Genomic DNA, 18,127 nt, shown 5'->3' on the forward strand with positions numbered 1-18,127 from the left:
GCATGCGACGTATAGCTGTGATGGGCGCTGCGGGGCGCATGGGCAAGGCGTTGGTCGAAGCGGTGCAGCAGCGCTCGCCGCTCTCCGGCCTGACGGCGGCCATCGTGCGGCCCGACAGCACGCTGGTGGGCGCGGACGCGGGTGAGTTGGCTTCGCTTGGGCGCATTGGCGTGCCGATGTCTGGCGGCCTGGAAAAGGTGCTCGACGAGTTCGATGTGCTGATCGACTTCACGCTGCCAGACGTGATGCTGAAGAACCTGGCCATCTGCCGTAAGCACGGCAAGGCCATGGTGATCGGCACCACCGGGCTGGACGCTGCGCAAAAGCAGTTGCTGGCCGAGGCGGGCAAGGACATTGCGATCGTGTTCGCGGCGAACTTCAGCGTGGGCGTGAACCTGTCGCTCAAGCTGCTGGACATGGCAGCCCGGGTCCTGGGTGACGATGCGGATATCGAAATCATCGAGGCGCATCACCGGCACAAGATCGACGCGCCTTCGGGAACGGCCTTGCGCATGGGTGAGGTGATTGCTGATGCGCTGGGGCGCGACCTGCAACAGGTGGCCGTGTACGGACGCGAGGGGCATACCGGCGCTCGCCAGCGCGACACCATCGGTTTTGCCACGGTGCGCGGTGGCGATGTGGTGGGTGATCACACGGTGCTGTTCGCCACCGAGGGCGAGCGCCTGGAAATCACCCACAAGGCTTCGAGCCGGATGACCTTTGCCAAGGGCGCCGTACGTGCCGCACTGTGGCTGGATGGCCGCGAGCCTGGTTTGTACGATATGCAGGACGTTCTCGACCTGCGTTGATGCCAAAGAAAGCGGGGTTCACGTTATACTGAGCCCCGTTTTGCACCGCTTCGCGACGGCCTGTCGCATTCCCCTGCCTTTAAGGCTCATTAGCGGTGGACCAAAAAAGCCTTTTTCTGTAAGCTACAGCTTTAGTGTGTCCACTAAAAGCGCGCAGAATAATTCAGTGAAGAAGCGGGGTGACGTGTCCATACGTCACTCCGCTTTTTTACAACCTGCGATCGCCCTTTCAGGCTTTATTTACGGGAGGTCTTCTTGACTAAGCCAGCCATACTCGCCCTTGCTGATGGCAGCATTTTTCGCGGCGAAGCCATTGGAGCCGACGGTCAGACCGTTGGTGAGGTGGTGTTTAACACCGCAATGACCGGCTATCAGGAAATTCTTACCGATCCTTCCTACGCCCAGCAAATCGTTACCCTGACTTACCCGCACATCGGCAACACCGGTACCACGCCGGAAGATGCCGAGTCCGATCGTGTCTGGTCCGCCGGCCTGGTCATCCGTGACCTGCCGCTGGTAGCGAGCAACTGGCGTAACACGATGTCCCTGTCCGATTACCTGAAAGCCAACAACGTCGTGGCGATCGCCGGTATCGACACTCGCCGTCTGACCCGTATCCTGCGGGAGAAGGGCGCGCAAAACGGCTGCATCATGGCCGGCGACAATATCTCCGAAGAAGCCGCCATCGCTGCCGCCCAAGGGTTCCCGGGCCTCAAGGGCATGGACCTGGCGAAAGTCGTCAGCACCAAGACGCAGTACGAGTGGCGTTCCTCGGTCTGGAGCCTGAAGACCGACAGCCACCCAACGATCGAAGCGTCCGAGCTGCCGTATCACGTGGTGGCCTACGACTACGGCGTCAAGCTGAACATCCTGCGCATGCTGGTCGAGCGCGGTTGCCGCGTGACCGTGGTGCCGGCACAAACCCCGGCCGCCGACGTCCTGGCCCTCAAGCCCGACGGCGTGTTCCTGTCCAACGGCCCGGGCGACCCCGAGCCTTGCGACTACGCGATCCAGGCGATCCGGCAAGTGCTGGAAACCGAAATCCCGGTATTCGGCATCTGCCTGGGCCATCAACTGCTGGCCCTCGCCTCGGGCGCCAAGACCGTGAAGATGGGTCATGGCCACCACGGTGCCAACCACCCGGTGCAGGACCTGGATACCGGTGTCGTCATGATCACCAGCCAGAACCACGGTTTCGCCGTGGACGAAGCGACCCTGCCGGCCAACGTGCGGGCGATTCACAAGTCGCTGTTCGACGGCACGCTGCAAGGTATCGAGCGTACCGACAAGAGCGCGTTCAGCTTCCAGGGCCACCCTGAAGCGAGCCCGGGCCCGAACGACGTGGCTCCGCTGTTCGATCGCTTCATCAACGAGATGGCCAAGCGACGCTGACCGCGCGAAGCCTGAGGGCGGCCCCGAGCGCGGCGGCCCCCTTGGGCGCTTCAAAGATTGTTCGACGGCCTAGCCGACTGACCTGCGGATTTGAGTGACAAACCCATGCCAAAACGTACAGACATAAAAAGCATCCTGATTCTCGGCGCTGGCCCGATCGTGATCGGCCAGGCCTGCGAGTTCGACTACTCCGGCGCCCAGGCCTGCAAGGCCCTGCGCGAAGAGGGCTACCGCGTCATCCTGGTGAACTCCAACCCGGCCACCATCATGACCGACCCGGCCATGGCCGACGCCACCTACATCGAGCCGATCAAATGGCAGACCGTTGCCAAGATCATCGAGAAAGAGCGTCCTGACGCCTTGTTGCCGACCATGGGTGGCCAGACCGCGCTGAACTGCGCCCTGGACCTGGAGCGCGAAGGCGTCCTGGAAAAATTCGGTGTGGAAATGATCGGTGCCAACGCCGACACCATCGACAAGGCCGAGGACCGTTCGCGCTTCGACAAGGCAATGAAGGCCATCGGCCTGGAATGCCCGCGTTCGGGCATCGCCCACAGCATGGAAGAGGCCAACGCGGTCCTCGAGAAGCTCGGCTTCCCTTGCATCATCCGTCCGTCCTTCACCATGGGCGGCACCGGTGGCGGTATCGCCTACAACCGCGAAGAGTTCGAAGAAATCTGCGCCCGTGGCCTGGACTTGTCGCCGACCAAGGAACTGCTGATCGACGAATCGCTGATCGGCTGGAAAGAGTACGAGATGGAAGTGGTCCGCGACAAAAAGGACAACTGCATCATCGTCTGCTCCATCGAGAACTTCGACCCGATGGGCGTGCACACCGGTGACTCGATCACCGTCGCGCCGGCCCAGACCCTGACGGACAAGGAATACCAGATCCTGCGTAACGCCTCCCTGGCGGTGCTGCGTGAGATCGGCGTGGAAACCGGCGGCTCCAACGTCCAGTTCGGTATCTGCCCGGACACCGGTCGCATGGTGGTCATCGAAATGAACCCGCGGGTATCCCGCTCGTCGGCCCTGGCCTCGAAAGCCACGGGTTTCCCGATCGCCAAGGTCGCGGCCAAGCTGGCCGTGGGCTACACCCTCGACGAACTGTCGAACGACATCACCGGCGGCAAGACCCCGGCGTCCTTCGAGCCGTCCATCGACTACGTCGTCACCAAGCTGCCGCGCTTTGCCTTCGAGAAGTTCGCCAAGGCCGATGCCCGCCTGACCACCCAGATGAAGTCGGTCGGTGAAGTCATGGCGATTGGCCGGACCTTCCAGGAGTCCCTGCAGAAAGCCCTTCGCGGCCTGGAAGTCGGTGTCTGCGGCCTCGATCCGAAGCTGGACCTGAGCCATCCGGACAGCATGAGCGAGCTCAAGCGCGAGCTGACCGTGCCAGGCGCCGAGCGCATCTGGTACGTGGCCGATGCCTTCCGTGCCGGCATGACCGTCGAGCAGATCTTCGGCATGAACATGATCGACCCTTGGTTCCTGGTGCAGATCGAAGACCTGATCAAGGACGAAGAAAAGGTCAAGACCCTGGGCATGTCCAGCATCGACCGCGACATGATGTTCCGCCTCAAGCGCAAGGGCTTCTCGGACCAGCGCCTGGCCAAGCTGCTCGGCGTGACCGAGAAGAGCCTGCGCGCCCATCGCCACAAGCTGGAAGTTTTCCCGGTCTACAAGCGCGTCGACACCTGCGCGGCCGAGTTCGCCACCGATACCGCGTACCTGTACTCCACGTACGAAGAAGAGTGCGAAGCCGCGCCTTCGACCCGCGACAAGATCATGATCCTGGGCGGTGGCCCTAACCGGATCGGCCAGGGCATCGAGTTCGACTACTGCTGCGTGCACGCTGCACTGGCCCTGCGCGATGACGGGTACGAGACCATCATGGTCAACTGCAACCCGGAAACCGTCTCCACCGACTACGACACCTCCGACCGCCTGTACTTCGAGCCAGTGACCCTGGAAGACGTGCTGGAAATCGTCCGCGTCGAGAAGCCCAAGGGCGTCATCGTCCAGTACGGCGGCCAGACCCCGCTGAAACTGGCGCGTGCCCTGGAAGCCGCCGGCGTACCGATCATCGGCACCAGCCCGGACGCGATCGACCGCGCCGAAGACCGTGAGCGCTTCCAGCAGATGGTCGAGCGCCTGAACCTGCGCCAGCCGCCAAACGCCACCGTGCGCAGCGAAGACGAAGCGATTCGTGCCGCCGCCAAGATCGGCTACCCGCTGGTGGTGCGTCCGTCCTACGTATTGGGCGGCCGTGCGATGGAAATCGTCTACCAGGAAGAAGAACTCAAGCGCTACCTGCGCGAAGCGGTCCAGGTGTCCAACGATAGCCCGGTGCTGCTGGACCACTTCCTCAACTGCGCCATCGAAATGGACGTGGATGCGGTCTGCGACGGCAAGGACGTGGTGATTGGCGCGATCATGCAGCACATCGAGCAGGCCGGTGTTCACTCCGGTGACTCCGCGTGCTCGCTGCCGCCTTACTCGCTGCCGGCCCACATCCAGGACGAGATGCGCGAGCAGGTCAAGAAAATGGCCCTGGAACTGGGTGTTGTCGGCTTGATGAACGTGCAGTTGGCGCTTCAGGGCGAAGACATCTACGTCATCGAGGTCAACCCGCGCGCTTCGCGTACCGTGCCGTTCGTCTCCAAGTGCATCGGTGTTTCCCTGGCCATGATCGCCGCGCGCGTCATGGCTGGCAAAACCCTGAAGGAACTGGGCTTCACCAAGGAAATCATCCCGAATTTCTACAGCGTGAAAGAGGCGGTGTTCCCGTTCGCCAAGTTCCCAGGTGTCGACCCGATCCTCGGCCCGGAAATGAAATCCACCGGTGAAGTGATGGGCGTCGGTGACACCTTCGGCGAAGCCTTCGCCAAGGCCCAGATGGGCGCCAGCGAAGTGCTGCCGACCGGTGGTACGGCGTTCATCAGCGTGCGTGATGACGACAAGCCACTGGTTGCAGGCGTGGCCCGTGATCTGATCAACTTGGGCTTCGAAGTGGTCGCCACTGCCGGTACTGCCAAGCTGATCGAGGCGGCAGGCCTGAAAGTGCGCCGCGTGAACAAGGTGACCGAGGGCCGTCCGCACGTGGTCGACATGATCAAGAATGACGAAGTCACGCTGATCATCAACACCACCGAGGGTCGCCAGTCGATCGCCGATTCCTACTCCATTCGTCGCAACGCCCTGCAGCACAAGATCTACTGCACCACGACCATTGCTGCGGGCGAAGCGATCTGCGAAGCGCTCAAGTTCGGTCCCGAGAAGACCGTGCGCCGCTTGCAGGATCTACATGCAGGATTGAAGGCATGAGCATAACCAAGTACCCGATGACCGTTCAGGGCGCCAAGGCCCTGGAAGAAGAACACGCTCACCTGACCAAGGTCGAGCGCCCGCGCTTGAGTCAGGCCATTGGTGAAGCGCGTGAGCTGGGGGATCTGAAGGAAAACGCCGAGTACCATGCCGCCCGTGAAGAGCAGGGCATGGTCGAGGCGCGGGTTCGCGATATCGAGGGTCGCCTGCAAAATGCGGTGATCATCGACGTCACGACCATTCCTCACACCGGCAAGGTGATCTTCGGCACCACCGTGGAAATCGCCAACGTCGAGACGGATGAAAGCGTTACCTACCAGATCGTGGGTGAGGATGAGGCTGACATCAAACTCGGCAAGATCTCTGTCGGTTCGCCTATTGCCCGCGCCTTGATTGCCAAGGAAGAGGGCGATGTGGTGGCGGTGAAGACACCTGGCGGTGTCATCGAGTATGAGATTGTCGAAGTCCGTCACGTCTGAGCGAAGGCGCCCGCTACGTGCCGGCGCCATGATCTGGCAGCTTGCCCAGATGTTGTGGGTGGGCGGCGTGTGGTTGTTGCACATCGGTTTGCTGCCGGTGCTGGGCCGAATCGGCCTGGCACCGCTGCTCATCGATGAAATCGCGAGTATGCTGACGGCACTGCTGGTGGGTTTTTGTGCAGTGTGCGTGACGGTTCAGGCTTTGGTGCTGGTTCAGGCCGAGGGCCTTGCCAGCCTATGGCGCGACATTCGTGGGCAATTGCTGCTCATGGCCTTGTACGCGTGCGGGATGTTCTTTGCCGTGCGGCTTGGCTGGCCGGATGCAAGCCAGTGGCAGGTCTTCAGTTACCTGGTGCTGGGGTTTTCCGGTTTGGTGCTGGTGCTGCAACCGGTTCCCGGGTGGAGCGGCAGGGTGCGCGAAGCACACCCTTGAGCCTTGGCATCACTTGAAGCGGTGAACGTTCGACAGTTGCTTGTTGACGCTGAAGTTCTTGCGATAAATCAGTGCCATCTTGCCGATGACCTGCACCAGGTCGGCCTTGCCGGTCTTGCACAGTTCAGCAACGGCAGCCAGGCGGGCTTCGCGGTCGAGGATATTGAGCTTGATCTTGATCAGCTCATGATCACCCAGTGCGCGTTCCAGCTCGGCGAGTACACCTTCAGTCAAACCGTTGTCAGCCACAGTCAAAACCGGTTTCAGATGGTGGCCAATGGATTTGTATTGTTTCTTCTGCTCTTGAGTGAGCGGCATAATCTGACCCCTGCGTCTGATCTTGTAAAAAAGCGGCGGCCAGTTTACCCGAGCGAGTCCGGGACCGCCCACTTAATCACGACCCGTTTTATTTTTAGAGGTGGCCCGTGGCCCGTTCCAAGACTAGCCAGAACTGGCTCAAAGAGCATTTCAACGATCCGTACGTCAAAATGGCGCAAAAGGACGGCTATCGCTCTCGTGCCAGCTATAAATTGCTGGAGATCCAGGAAAAGGATCGCCTGATCCGTCCCGGCATGACCGTGATCGACCTCGGCGCGGCGCCGGGCGGCTGGTCCCAGGTGACCAGTCGTCTGATTGGTGGCCAGGGGCGGTTGATCGCCTCCGACATCCTGGAAATGGACGGCATCCCTGACGTGACCTTCATTCAGGGCGATTTTACCGAAGACGCCGTATTGGCAAAAATCCTGGAGGCCGTCGGAAATACCGAGGTTGACCTTGTGATTTCCGATATGGCCCCCAATATGAGTGGATTGGCGGCTGTCGACATGCCTCGTGCAATGTTCCTCAGCGAGCTGGCCCTGGATCTTGCCGGGCGGGTTCTGCGTCCGGGTGGTGATTTTTTGATCAAGGTCTTCCAGGGTGAAGGCTTCGATGAATACCACAAGGGCATACGCAAGTTGTTCGACAAGGTGCAAATGCGCAAACCATTGTCGTCCCGTGACCGTTCGCGCGAGCAGTACCTGCTGGCGCGGGGGTTTCGCGGTATCGAAGGCGCTGCCAGCGATGAGCGTCTCTGACTGGGGCGATAGATTTTTTTGTCTCGCGTTGAAAACGCCGCGTAACGAAAATGATGCGGTCAAAGTTTCACAAAGGGTTACAGACGGCGCCTGCCAGAGTCGTAGGTAATGTAGTAAGTTAGGCCGGTGAATATCATGCGAAGCGCGCGCCAGTAGCGGAGCTTGCTTCAGAGGGTAGTTAATTGAACGATATGGCAAAGAATCTGATCCTGTGGTTGATCATCGCCGCTGTCCTTGTGACCGTGATGAACAACTTCTCCAGCCCTAACGAGCCGCAGACCCTCAACTATTCCGACTTCATCCAGCAGGTCAAGGATGGCAAGGTCGAGCGCGTAGCCGTTGATGGCTATGTGATTACCGGCAAGCGCACCGACGGCGACAGCTTCAAGACCATTCGTCCGGCGATCCAGGACAATGGCCTGATCGGCGACCTGGTGGACAACCATGTCGTGGTCGAAGGCAAGCAGCCTGAACAGCAAAGCATCTGGACCCAGCTGCTGGTCGCCAGCTTCCCGATCCTGGTGATCATCGCCGTGTTCATGTTCTTCATGCGCCAGATGCAGGGTGGTGGCGGTGGCAAGGGCGGGCCGATGAGCTTCGGCAAGAGCAAGGCCCGGCTGCTGTCCGAAGACCAGGTGAAAACCACCCTGGCCGACGTCGCCGGTTGCGATGAAGCCAAGGAAGAGGTTGGCGAGCTGGTCGAATTCCTGCGCGACCCGGGCAAGTTCCAACGCCTGGGCGGCCGTATCCCGCGTGGCGTGCTGATGGTGGGCCCGCCAGGTACCGGTAAGACCCTGCTCGCCAAGGCGATTGCCGGCGAGGCCAAGGTGCCGTTCTTCACGATTTCCGGTTCCGACTTCGTGGAAATGTTCGTGGGTGTCGGTGCAAGCCGTGTCCGTGACATGTTCGAGCAGGCCAAGAAGCATGCGCCGTGCATCATCTTCATCGACGAAATCGACGCGGTCGGTCGCCATCGTGGCGCCGGCATGGGCGGCGGTCACGACGAGCGCGAACAGACCCTCAACCAGTTGCTGGTGGAGATGGACGGTTTCGAAATGAACGATGGCATCATCGTGATTGCCGCCACCAACCGTCCCGACGTGCTGGACCCTGCGCTGTTGCGTCCAGGTCGCTTCGACCGTCAGGTCGTGGTGGGGTTGCCGGACATTCGTGGTCGTGAGCAGATTCTCAAGGTCCATATGCGCAAGGTGCCGATGGGTGACGATGTCGCTCCGGCCGTCATCGCCCGTGGTACGCCTGGCTTCTCCGGTGCCGACCTGGCCAACCTGGTCAACGAGGCCTCGCTGTTTGCCGCTCGTTCCGGCAAGCGCCTGGTGGAAATGAAGGAATTCGAACTGGCCAAGGACAAGATCATGATGGGCGCAGAGCGCAAATCCATGGTCATGTCCGAGAAGGAAAAGCAGAACACGGCCTACCACGAGGCGGGTCACGCCATCGTCGGTCGTGTGGTGCCCGAGCATGACCCGGTCTATAAGGTCTCGATCATTCCCCGTGGTCGTGCCCTGGGCGTGACCATGTTCCTGCCGGAAGAAGATCGTTACAGCCTGTCCAAGCGGGCGCTGATCAGCCAGATCTGTTCGCTGTACGGCGGTCGTATCGCCGAAGAGATGACATTGGGTTTTGACGGTGTGACCACTGGCGCCTCCAACGACATCATGCGTGCCAGCCAGATTGCCCGGAACATGGTGACCAAGTGGGGGCTTTCCGAGAAGCTGGGGCCGCTGATGTACGCTGAAGAAGAGGGCGAAGTGTTCCTCGGCCGTGGTGGCAGTGGCCAGCATGCAAGCTTTTCCGGCGAGACGGCCAAGCTGATCGACTCCGAAGTGCGCAGCATCATCGATCAGTGCTACGGCACCGCCAAGCAGATTCTCACGGACAACCGTGACAAGCTCGACGCCATGGCCGATGCACTGATGAAGTACGAAACCATCGATGCCGAGCAGATCGATGACATCATGGCGGGGCGCGTGCCTCGTGAGCCACGAGACTGGTCGGGAGGCACCGGTACTTCCGGTACGCCGCCGGCGGTCCAGGGCGAGCGTCCGGAAACACCGATTGGCGGTCCGGCTGCTGATGTATAAGGCGTGAAATGACTTCTGTTCAGTCCTCGACCCGGTTGCCTTGCGGCAACCGGGTTCTTGATTTGGCCCAGGCGCATGTCATGGGCATCCTCAATGTCACCCCTGATTCCTTTTCCGATGGTGGGCGATTCAGCCAGCTCGATGCTGCGTTGCGCCATGCCGAGGCAATGGTGCTTGCGGGCGCCACGCTGATCGATGTGGGCGGCGAATCGACCCGGCCGGGTGCGCGGGCTGTCTCGCCTACCGAGGAGCTGGAGCGAGTGGCGCCGATTGTCGAGCGCATCCACCGTGAGCTCGATGTCATTATCTCGGTCGATACGTCCACGCCGGCGGTCATGCGTGAGACGGCGCGGTTGGGCGCTGGCCTGATCAACGATGTGCGGTCGCTGCAGCGCGATGGCGCCCTGGATGCGGCGGCGGCCACCGGCCTGCCGGTTTGCCTGATGCATATGCTCGGCGAGCCCGGCACCATGCAGAACGACCCGCATTATGATGATGTGGCCCGCGAGGTGAGTGAGTTCCTGGCCCAGCGCATGAGCCAATGCGCCGCCGTGGGCATCCCTGCCGAGAAAATCATCCTTGATCCCGGGTTTGGCTTTGCCAAGACACTGGATCACAATCTGAGCCTGTTCAAGCATATGCAGGCATTGCACGCGCTCGGGCGGCCCCTGTTGGTTGGGGTTTCGCGAAAGAGCATGATAGGCAATGCATTGGGGCGTCCGGTGGGAGAGCGCCTGTATGGCGGTCTTGCACTGGCTGCCTTGGCCCTGACCAAGGGCGCGCGCATATTGCGCGTCCATGACGTGGCCGAAACGATGGATGTTGTACGGATGATCGCAGCTGTGGATTCAGCCGAATAAGAATGACGGAGCACTTATGAGCAAAAAATATTTTGGCACCGACGGTATTCGTGGTCGGGTCGGCGAATATCCGATTACTCCGGATTTCATGCTCAAGCTCGGCTGGGCTGCCGGCATGGCGTTCCGCAAGATGGGCGCCTGCAAGGTGTTGGTTGGCAAGGACACGCGTATTTCCGGCTACATGTTCGAATCGGCGCTCGAAGCTGGCCTGACCTCGGCGGGTGCCGATGTGATGCTGCTGGGGCCGATGCCGACGCCAGCCATCGCCTACCTGACGCGTACGTTCCAGGCGCAGGCCGGGATCGTGATCAGTGCTTCGCACAACCCGCATGACGATAACGGCATCAAGTTCTTCTCCGGCCAGGGCACCAAGTTGCCGGATGACATCGAGCTGATGATCGAAGAACTGTTGGACACACCGATGACGGTGGTTGAGTCGAGCAAGATCGGTAAGGTGTCGCGGATTAACGACGCATCGGGTCGCTACATCGAATTCTGTAAAGGCAGTGTGCCGACCGGCACCAGTTTTGCCGGCCTGAAAATCGTCGTCGACTGCGCTCACGGGGCCACCTATAAAGTCGCGCCGAGTGTATTCCGAGAGTTGGGTGCTGAAGTGGTGGTGCTTTCCGCCCAGCCCAATGGGCTGAACATCAACCGCAACTGTGGTTCCACCCATACCGAGGCGTTGCAGGCTGCGGTGCTGGCCGAGCAGGCTGATCTCGGTATCGCCTTCGACGGCGATGGTGACCGGGTACTGATGGTCGATCACACCGGTACGGTGGTCGATGGTGACGAGTTGTTGTTCATCATCGCCCGCGACCTGCACGGGCGCGGCAAGCTGCAGGGCGGCGTCGTCGGTACATTAATGAGCAATCTCGGCCTCGAACTGGCGCTGGCGGACCTGGATATCCCGTTCGTGCGGGCCAACGTGGGCGATCGTTATGTGATCTCGGAGCTGCTGGAACGCAACTGGGTGATCGGTGGCGAGAATTCCGGGCACATCGTGTGCTTCGACCACACCACCACCGGTGATGCGATCATCGCGGCCTTGCAGGTGCTGATGGCACTCAAGGCGCGGGATGAAGGGCTCGCACAGTCGCGCCAGGCGTTGCGCAAGTGTCCGCAGGTGCTGATCAACGTGCGTTTCGGTGGCGGCGCCAATCCGATCGAGCACGCGACGGTCAAGCAGGCCAGCGAGCGCGTGACACAGGCGATGGCGGGGCGTGGGCGGGTGTTGCTGCGCAAGTCCGGTACAGAGCCTTTGGTGCGTGTGATGGTCGAGGGCGAGGACGAAGCACAGGTTCGAGGCTATGCCGAAGAGCTGGCAAAACTGGTTACTGAAGTTTCTGCCTGAATTCGGCTTGCCAGCCATGAATCGGTTGGGTAACATCTGCGCCCACTTTGACCGACGAGGTACAGCATGCGTCGCCCTATGGTAGCTGGTAACTGGAAGATGCACGGTACCCGCGCCAGCGTCGCTGAGCTGATCAATGGCCTTCGTCATCTGGCCTTGCCAAGCGGTGTTGACGTCGCGGTATTCCCGCCTTGCTTGTATATCAATCAAGTGATTGATGGCTTGAAAGGCAAGTCGATTTCGGTCGGCGCGCAGAACTCTGCGGTGGAATCCATGCAAGGTGCGTTGACCGGTGAGGTTGCGCCGAGTCAGCTGGTGGATGCAGGTTGTACCCTGGTCCTGGTCGGACACTCCGAGCGTCGCCTGATCATGGGCGAGCAGGACAAGACCCTGATTCGCAAGTTTGCAGCGGCCCAGGCGTGTGGTCTGACTCCGGTGTTGTGTGTAGGGGAAACCCTCGAGCAGCGTGAAGCCGGCAAGACCCTTGAAGTTGTCGGGCGTCAGCTGGGCAGCATCATCGAAGACCTGGGTGTCGGCGCTTTTGCAAAGGCAGTCATCGCTTACGAGCCGGTCTGGGCCATTGGCACCGGACTGACGGCTTCGCCGCAACAGGCGCAGGATGTGCACGCAGCCATCCGCGCGCAGTTGGCGGCAGAGAATTCTGAAGTGGCGCGAGGTGCGCGACTTCTATACGGCGGCAGCGTGAAGGCGGCCAATGCGGTCGAACTGTTCGGCATGCCGGATATCGATGGGGGGCTCATTGGTGGAGCGTCCCTGAATGCAGATGAGTTCGGTGCGATCTGTCGCGCCGCGGGAAACTGAAAAAATGCTGGAAACAGTCGTAGTCGTTTTTCATCTGCTGGGTGCACTGGGTGTAGTAGCCCTCGTATTGCTGCAGCAGGGTAAAGGTGCGGATGCTGGCGCGTCTTTCGGTGCAGGTGCTTCAAATACTGTGTTCGGAAGCCAAGGTTCCTCTACCTTTCTTAGTAAGTTTACTGCTATACTTGCCGCCGGTTTCTTCATGACCAGCTTGGGGTTAGGTTACTTTGCTAAAGAGAAAGCTCATGAGCTGACTCAAGTAGGTTTGCCAAACCCAGCGGTACTGGAGACACCTAAGCAACAACCGGCTTCTGATGATGTCCCGGTGCTTCAAGAGCAAAAGTCGGCCAATCCGGCGACTGACGTGCCTCCAGCTCAAGAGCAGAAGTAAGAAGGTTTCAAACGCTGTATTGCCGAGGTGGTGGAATTGGTAGACACGCAACCTTGAGGTGGTTGTGCCCATAGGGTGTAGGGGTTCGAGTCCCCTTCTCGGTACCAATTATCAGGAGAGCCCGCAATTGCGGGCTTTCTTGTAGGTGGAAGGGTTACATTGACCCTGTAATGGATCGGTCGTATACTTCCGCCCCAGCTTTGTCGCGGGATGGAGCAGTCTGGTAGCTCGTCGGGCTCATAACCCGAAGGTCGTCGGTTCAAATCCGGCTCCCGCAACCAGTTTCAGAGGCCCCTTCCAAGGGGCTTTTTGTTAGCTGGACACTTTATAGCGCCGTTGCTTGACGGCGTTTCAGGGATGGGCGATTCGCCCATTTTTTTTTATTTGCACAGCATGCACAAACATGCACGAGGGGGTTCAGGTGTCGAGCAAGCTAGAACAGTTGCAGGCCTTGTTGGCCCCGGTGGTCGTGGCCCTTGGCTATGAATGCTGGGGTATTGAGTTTTCGGCTCAAGGTCGCCACTCACTGTTGCGCGTTTATATCGATAAGGAAGGCGGCGTGTTGGTGGACGATTGCGCCATCGTCAGCCGTCAGATCAGCGGTGTACTGGATGTTGAAGATCCAATCGCCTCCGAATATACCCTTGAAGTTTCCTCGCCTGGCATGGAACGCCCGCTGTTCACCCTTGAACAGTTTGCTTCGTTTGCCGGTGAACAAGTGAAGATCAGGCTGCGTTCGCCTTTCGAAGGTCGACGCAACTTCCAAGGCCTTCTGCGCGGTATAGAAGAACAGGATGTCGTGGTGCAGGTAGATGACCATGAGTTCCTGTTGCCGATCGATATGATCGACAAGGCCAACATTATTCCCAGTTTTGACTGATACGTGCCAGATACTGCGGATCCCGCGGATCCAATGGCTTGCGAAAGGCGAGGCGTACGATGAGCAAAGAAGTACTGCTGGTTGTTGAGTCGGTATCCAATGAAAAGGGCGTACCGGCTAACGTGATTTTTGAAGCGCTGGAGCTGGCCCTGGCCACTGCTACCAAGAAGCGGTTTGAAGACGAAGTTGATTTGCGTGTGGAGATCAATCGCCACACGGGTGCCTACGAGACATTCCGTCGCTGGACGGTCGTCGAGGAAGCCGACCTGGACGATCCCGCTATCGAAACCTGGCCGAGCAAGGTTGCGCAAACGCATCCGGGTGCCAAGGTCGGTGATGTCGTCGAAGAGAAGATCGAGTCCATCGAGTTCGGCCGCATTGCTGCACAGACCGCCAAGCAGGTCATCGTGCAAAAGGTTCGCGAGGCCGAGCGTGCACAGGTGGTCGACGCTTACCGCGAGCGCCTCGGGGAAATCATCTCCGGCACCGTGAAAAAAGTTACCCGCGACAACGTGATCGTCGACCTGGGCAACAACGCCGAAGCGTTGCTGGCCCGTGAAGACATTATTTCCCGCGAAACTTTCCGTGTCGGCGTGCGCCTGCGTGCGCTGCTCAAGGAAATCCGCACCGAGAACCGCGGCCCGCAGTTGATCCTGTCGCGTACAGCGCCGGAAATGCTGATCGAGTTGTTCCGCATCGAAGTGCCGGAAATTGCCGAAGGCCTGATCGAAGTCATGGCCGCCTCCCGTGATCCGGGTTCGCGCGCCAAGATCGCGGTCCGCTCCAAGGACAAGCGCATCGACCCGCAAGGCGCCTGCATCGGCATGCGCGGTTCGCGTGTCCAGGCCGTATCCGGCGAGTTGGGCGGCGAGCGTGTGGACATCGTCCTGTGGGACGATAACCCGGCTCAGTTCGTGATCAATGCCATGTCGCCTGCTGAAGTGGCGGCAATTATCGTCGACGAAGATGCCCATGCCATGGACATCGCCGTTGGCGCAGACAATCTGGCTCAGGCCATTGGTCGCGGCGGTCAGAACGTGCGTCTGGCGAGCCAGTTGACTGGCTGGACCCTGAACGTGATGACCGAATCGGACATCCAGGCTAAGCAGCAAGCTGAAACCGGCGACATCCTGCGCAACTTCATCGAAGAGCTTGAAGTCGATGAAGAGCTGGCACAGGTGCTGGTGGATGAAGGCTTTACCAGCCTGGAAGAGATTGCCTACGTACCGGTGGAGGAGATGCTCAACATCGACGGCTTTGACGAGGAAATCGTCAACGAGCTTCGCGCTCGGGCCAAGGATCGCTTGTTGACCAAAGCCATCGCTACTGAGGAAAAGCTGGCAGACGCCCATCCGGCCGAAGACCTGCTCTCGCTTGAGGGCATGGACAAGGATTTGGCGATGGAACTGGCGGTGCGCGGCGTAATTACCCGCGAAGACCTGGCCGAGCAGTCTATTGACGACCTGCTCGACATCGACGGCATTGACGATGATCGTGCCGGCAAGTTGATCATGGCCGCCCGAGCCCACTGGTTCGAGTAATAGGCGCGGCCTGAGGAGAGAAGTGCATGACGCAAGTCACGGTGAAACAACTGGCCGATGAGGTCAAAACACCGGTAGAGCGCCTGTTGCAGCAGATGCGTGAGGCAGGTCTGCCGCACACCGCCGCCGAGGAACATGTGACCGACAGTGAGAAGCAATCCCTGCTGACTCACTTGAAGAGCAGTCACAAGGCTAAAGTGGAAGAACCACGCAAGATCACTCTGCAGCGTAAGACCACCAGCACCCTGCGTGTTGCCGGTAGCAAAAGCATCAGTGTCGAAGTACGCAAGAAGAAAGTCTTCGTACAGCGTAGCCCGGAAGAAATCGAAGCCGAGCGCAAGCGCGAGCTGGAAGAACGTCGCGCAGTAGAAAATGCTGCCCGCCAGAAGGCTGAAGAAGAAGCCAAGCGTCGCGCCGAAGAAGAAGCGCGTCGCCAGCCTGCTGCTGCGCAACCGGAGCCGGTCGAAGCCGTTGCGGCACCTGCCCCGGCGGCCGAACCTGTGCGTGAAAGCGCGCCGGTCGTTGCGCCTGCTCCAGCACCTGCGGCCGATACCCGCAAGCGCGACGAACAGCGTCGTCCCGACAAACCACGTGCCGACGACAACCGTCGTGGCGGTGGCGGTGGTGATGGCGAGCGCAAGAACGCGCCTCACCGTGCCTCGGTCAAGGAAAAGGCGCCGGCACCTCGTGTTGCGCCACGTACCACCGACGAAGAAAGCGATGGCTTCCGTCGCGGCGGTCGCGGCAAGGCCAAGCTGAAGAAACGCAACGCCCACGGTTTCCAGAGCCCGACCGGCCCTGTCGTGCGTGAAGTGAAGATCGGCGAGACCATCACCGTGGGCGACCTGGCCCAGCAGATGTCGGTCAAGGCTGCTGAAATCATCAAGTTCATGTTCAAGCTGGGTACCCCGGCCACCATCAACCAGGTACTGGACCAGGAAACTGCCCAGCTGGTTGCTGAAGAACTGGGCCACAAAGTGACCCTGGTCAGCGACACCGCCCTGGAAGATTCCCTGGCCGAGTCCCTGAAGTTCGAAGGTGAAGCGGTTCCACGTGCGCCGGTCGTGACTGTCATGGGTCACGTTGACCACGGTAAGACCTCGCTGCTCGACTACATCCGTCGTGCCAAGGTAGCTGCGGGCGAAGCCGGCGGCATCACCCAGCACATCGGTGCGTACCACGTTGAAACCGAACGCGGCATGGTCACCTTCCTCGACACCCCGGGTCACGCCGCGTTTACCGCAATGCGTGCCCGTGGTGCCAAGGCGACCGACATCGTGATCCTGGTGGTCGCGGCGGACGACGGCGTGATGCCGCAAACCATCGAAGCCGTTCAGCATGCCCAGGCTGCTGGCGTACCGCTGGTGGTTGCGGTGAACAAGATCGACAAGCCGGGTGCTGACCTGGATCGCATCCGTAGCGAATTGTCGGCTCACGGCGTGACCTCCGAAGAGTGGGGCGGCGACACCCCGTTCGTACCGGTTTCGGCGAAGATGGGTACCGGCGTCGACGAATTGCTCGAAGCGGTATTGCTGCAGGCCGAAGTGCTCGAACTGACCGCCACTCCATCGGCCCCTGGCCGTGGTGTGGTAGTTGAATCGCGCCTGGACAAGGGCCGCGGTCCGGTGGCGACGGTCCTGGTTCAGGACGGTACGCTGCGTCAGGGCGACATGGTGCTGGTTGGTTCGAACTATGGCCGCGTGCGCGCCATGCTCGACGAGAACGGCAAGCCCATCAAGGAAGCCGGTCCGGCTATCCCGGTCGAGATCCTCGGCCTGGACGGCACCCCGGACGCTGGCGACGAGATGAGCGTTGTGGCTGACGAGAAGAAGGCCCGTGAAGTCGCGCTGTTCCGTCAAGGCAAGTTCCGCGAAGTCAAACTGGCTCGCGCACATGCCGGCAAGCTGGAAAACATCTTCGAGAACATGGGCCAGGAAGAGAAGAAGACGCTCAACATCGTCCTCAAATCCGACGTCCGTGGTTCCCTGGAAGCCTTGCAAGGCGCTCTCAACGGCCTGGGCAACGACGAAGTGCAAGTGCGCGTGGTCGGCGGCGGTGTCGGTGGTATCACCGAGTCCGATGCCAACCTGGCCCTGGCTTCCAACGCGGTACTGTTCGGCTTCAACGTGCGTGCCGATGCCGGCGCGCGCAAGATCGTCGAGCAGGAAGGTCTGGATATGCGTTACTACAACGTGATCTACGACATCATCGAAGACGTCAAGAAAGCCCTGACCGGTATGCTGGGCAGCGACGTGCGGGAGAACATCCTGGGCGTGGCCGAAGTTCGCGACGTGTTCCGTTCGCCGAAGTTTGGTGCCATCGCCGGTTGCATGGTGATCGAGGGTGTCGTTCACCGTAACCGTCCGATCCGTGTACTGCGTGAAGACATCGTGATCTTCGAAGGCGAGCTGGAATCGCTGCGTCGCTTCAAGGATGACGCTTCCGAAGTCCGTGCCGGCATGGAGTGCGGTATTGGCGTCAAGAGCTACAACGACGTCAAGGTCGGCGACAAGATCGAAGTCTTCGAGAAGGTCCAGGTTGCTCGCAGCCTCTGACTCGCGTACTTCAAGAGCCGCAACGGGCAGCCGCATGAACATGCGCTGCCGCGCTGGCGGACTCTAAACGCAACGCCCGGTCTGGCTTTCGCCAGGCCGGGCGTTTGCC

15 protein-coding genes and 2 tRNA genes are annotated in these 18,127 nt (G+C 60.3%); 16 read left to right on the forward strand and 1 reads right to left on the reverse strand.

The genetic code is table 11. The annotated features are described in order from the left end of the window. The first annotated feature begins 2 nt into the window (after window positions 1-2). The 5 genes from dapB (at window position 3) to V5F23_RS03845 (ending at window position 6,440) form a co-directional block, all read left to right on the forward strand. Entirely contained in the window at window positions 3-809 is an 807-nt protein-coding gene (gene dapB, locus V5F23_RS03825) for a 4-hydroxy-tetrahydrodipicolinate reductase (protein ID WP_042728696.1), read from the forward strand. Window positions 810-1,064: 255 nt separating this feature from the next. After that, the gene (gene carA, locus V5F23_RS03830) at window positions 1,065-2,201 is read left to right on the forward strand and encodes a glutamine-hydrolyzing carbamoyl-phosphate synthase small subunit (protein WP_042728697.1); all 1,137 of its coding nucleotides are present in this window, start codon (window positions 1,065-1,067) and stop codon (window positions 2,199-2,201) included. 105 nt (window positions 2,202-2,306) lie between these two features. Continuing rightward, complete coding sequence (gene carB, locus V5F23_RS03835; protein WP_042728698.1) at window positions 2,307-5,528, forward strand: carbamoyl-phosphate synthase large subunit; 3,222 nt, start codon at window positions 2,307-2,309, stop codon at window positions 5,526-5,528. A gap of 2 nt (window positions 5,529-5,530) precedes the next feature. Next, on the forward strand, window positions 5,531-6,007 hold the full coding sequence (gene greA, locus V5F23_RS03840) for a transcription elongation factor GreA (RefSeq protein WP_042728715.1): 477 nt from the start codon (window positions 5,531-5,533) through the stop codon (window positions 6,005-6,007). Window positions 6,008-6,035: 28 nt separating this feature from the next. Beyond that, entirely contained in the window at window positions 6,036-6,440 is a 405-nt protein-coding gene (locus V5F23_RS03845; protein ID WP_042728699.1) for a hypothetical protein, read from the forward strand. A gap of 9 nt (window positions 6,441-6,449) precedes the next feature. On the opposite strand, the gene V5F23_RS03850 is transcribed toward V5F23_RS03845, so the two are convergent. Continuing rightward, complete coding sequence (locus V5F23_RS03850) at window positions 6,450-6,758, reverse strand: YhbY family RNA-binding protein (RefSeq protein WP_003177852.1); 309 nt, start codon at window positions 6,756-6,758, stop codon at window positions 6,450-6,452. A 107-nt stretch (window positions 6,759-6,865) separates the two neighbouring features. On the opposite strand from V5F23_RS03850, the gene rlmE reads away from it, so the two are divergent. The 11 genes from rlmE (at window position 6,866) to infB (ending at window position 18,018) form a co-directional block, all read left to right on the forward strand. Next, window positions 6,866-7,516 carry a 23S rRNA (uridine(2552)-2'-O)-methyltransferase RlmE gene (rlmE, locus tag V5F23_RS03855; RefSeq protein ID WP_039592319.1) on the forward strand — a complete coding sequence of 217 codons (651 nt, stop codon included), beginning with the start codon at window positions 6,866-6,868 and terminating at the stop codon, window positions 7,514-7,516. A gap of 191 nt (window positions 7,517-7,707) precedes the next feature. Next, window positions 7,708-9,618: an ATP-dependent zinc metalloprotease FtsH gene (gene ftsH / locus V5F23_RS03860; protein ID WP_047738366.1), complete on the forward strand. Its 1,911-nt coding sequence runs from the start codon at window positions 7,708-7,710 to the stop codon at window positions 9,616-9,618. Between the two features lie 8 nt (window positions 9,619-9,626). Then, window positions 9,627-10,478, forward strand: coding sequence for a dihydropteroate synthase (gene folP / locus V5F23_RS03865; RefSeq protein WP_338497646.1), 852 nt, complete (start codon window positions 9,627-9,629; stop codon window positions 10,476-10,478). Window positions 10,479-10,494: 16 nt separating this feature from the next. Continuing rightward, a complete protein-coding gene (glmM, locus tag V5F23_RS03870) occupies window positions 10,495-11,832 on the forward strand; it encodes a phosphoglucosamine mutase (RefSeq protein ID WP_338497648.1) in 1,338 nt (445 codons plus the stop codon). A 66-nt stretch (window positions 11,833-11,898) separates the two neighbouring features. Next, on the forward strand, window positions 11,899-12,654 hold the full coding sequence (gene tpiA, locus V5F23_RS03875) for a triose-phosphate isomerase (protein ID WP_042728703.1): 756 nt from the start codon (window positions 11,899-11,901) through the stop codon (window positions 12,652-12,654). Window positions 12,655-12,658: 4 nt separating this feature from the next. Continuing rightward, entirely contained in the window at window positions 12,659-13,042 is a 384-nt protein-coding gene (gene secG, locus V5F23_RS03880) for a preprotein translocase subunit SecG (protein WP_080964337.1), read from the forward strand. Between the two features lie 21 nt (window positions 13,043-13,063). Further along, window positions 13,064-13,149: transfer RNA gene (locus V5F23_RS03885), tRNA-Leu, on the forward strand. 97 nt (window positions 13,150-13,246) lie between these two features. After that, a tRNA-Met gene (locus tag V5F23_RS03890) sits at window positions 13,247-13,323 on the forward strand. 140 nt (window positions 13,324-13,463) lie between these two features. Beyond that, window positions 13,464-13,922, forward strand: coding sequence for a ribosome maturation factor RimP (gene rimP / locus V5F23_RS03895; protein ID WP_042728716.1), 459 nt, complete (start codon window positions 13,464-13,466; stop codon window positions 13,920-13,922). Between the two features lie 59 nt (window positions 13,923-13,981). Beyond that, window positions 13,982-15,463 carry a transcription termination factor NusA gene (gene nusA, locus V5F23_RS03900; RefSeq protein WP_042728705.1) on the forward strand — a complete coding sequence of 494 codons (1,482 nt, stop codon included), beginning with the start codon at window positions 13,982-13,984 and terminating at the stop codon, window positions 15,461-15,463. 26 nt (window positions 15,464-15,489) lie between these two features. Continuing rightward, on the forward strand, window positions 15,490-18,018 hold the full coding sequence (infB, locus tag V5F23_RS03905) for a translation initiation factor IF-2 (protein WP_042728706.1): 2,529 nt from the start codon (window positions 15,490-15,492) through the stop codon (window positions 18,016-18,018). Window positions 18,019-18,127: the final 109 nt, after the last annotated feature.

It is taken from the genome of Pseudomonas sp. WP18 (genome assembly GCF_036689585.1).
GTDB lineage: Bacteria > Pseudomonadota > Gammaproteobacteria > Pseudomonadales > Pseudomonadaceae > Aquipseudomonas > Aquipseudomonas chlororaphis_E.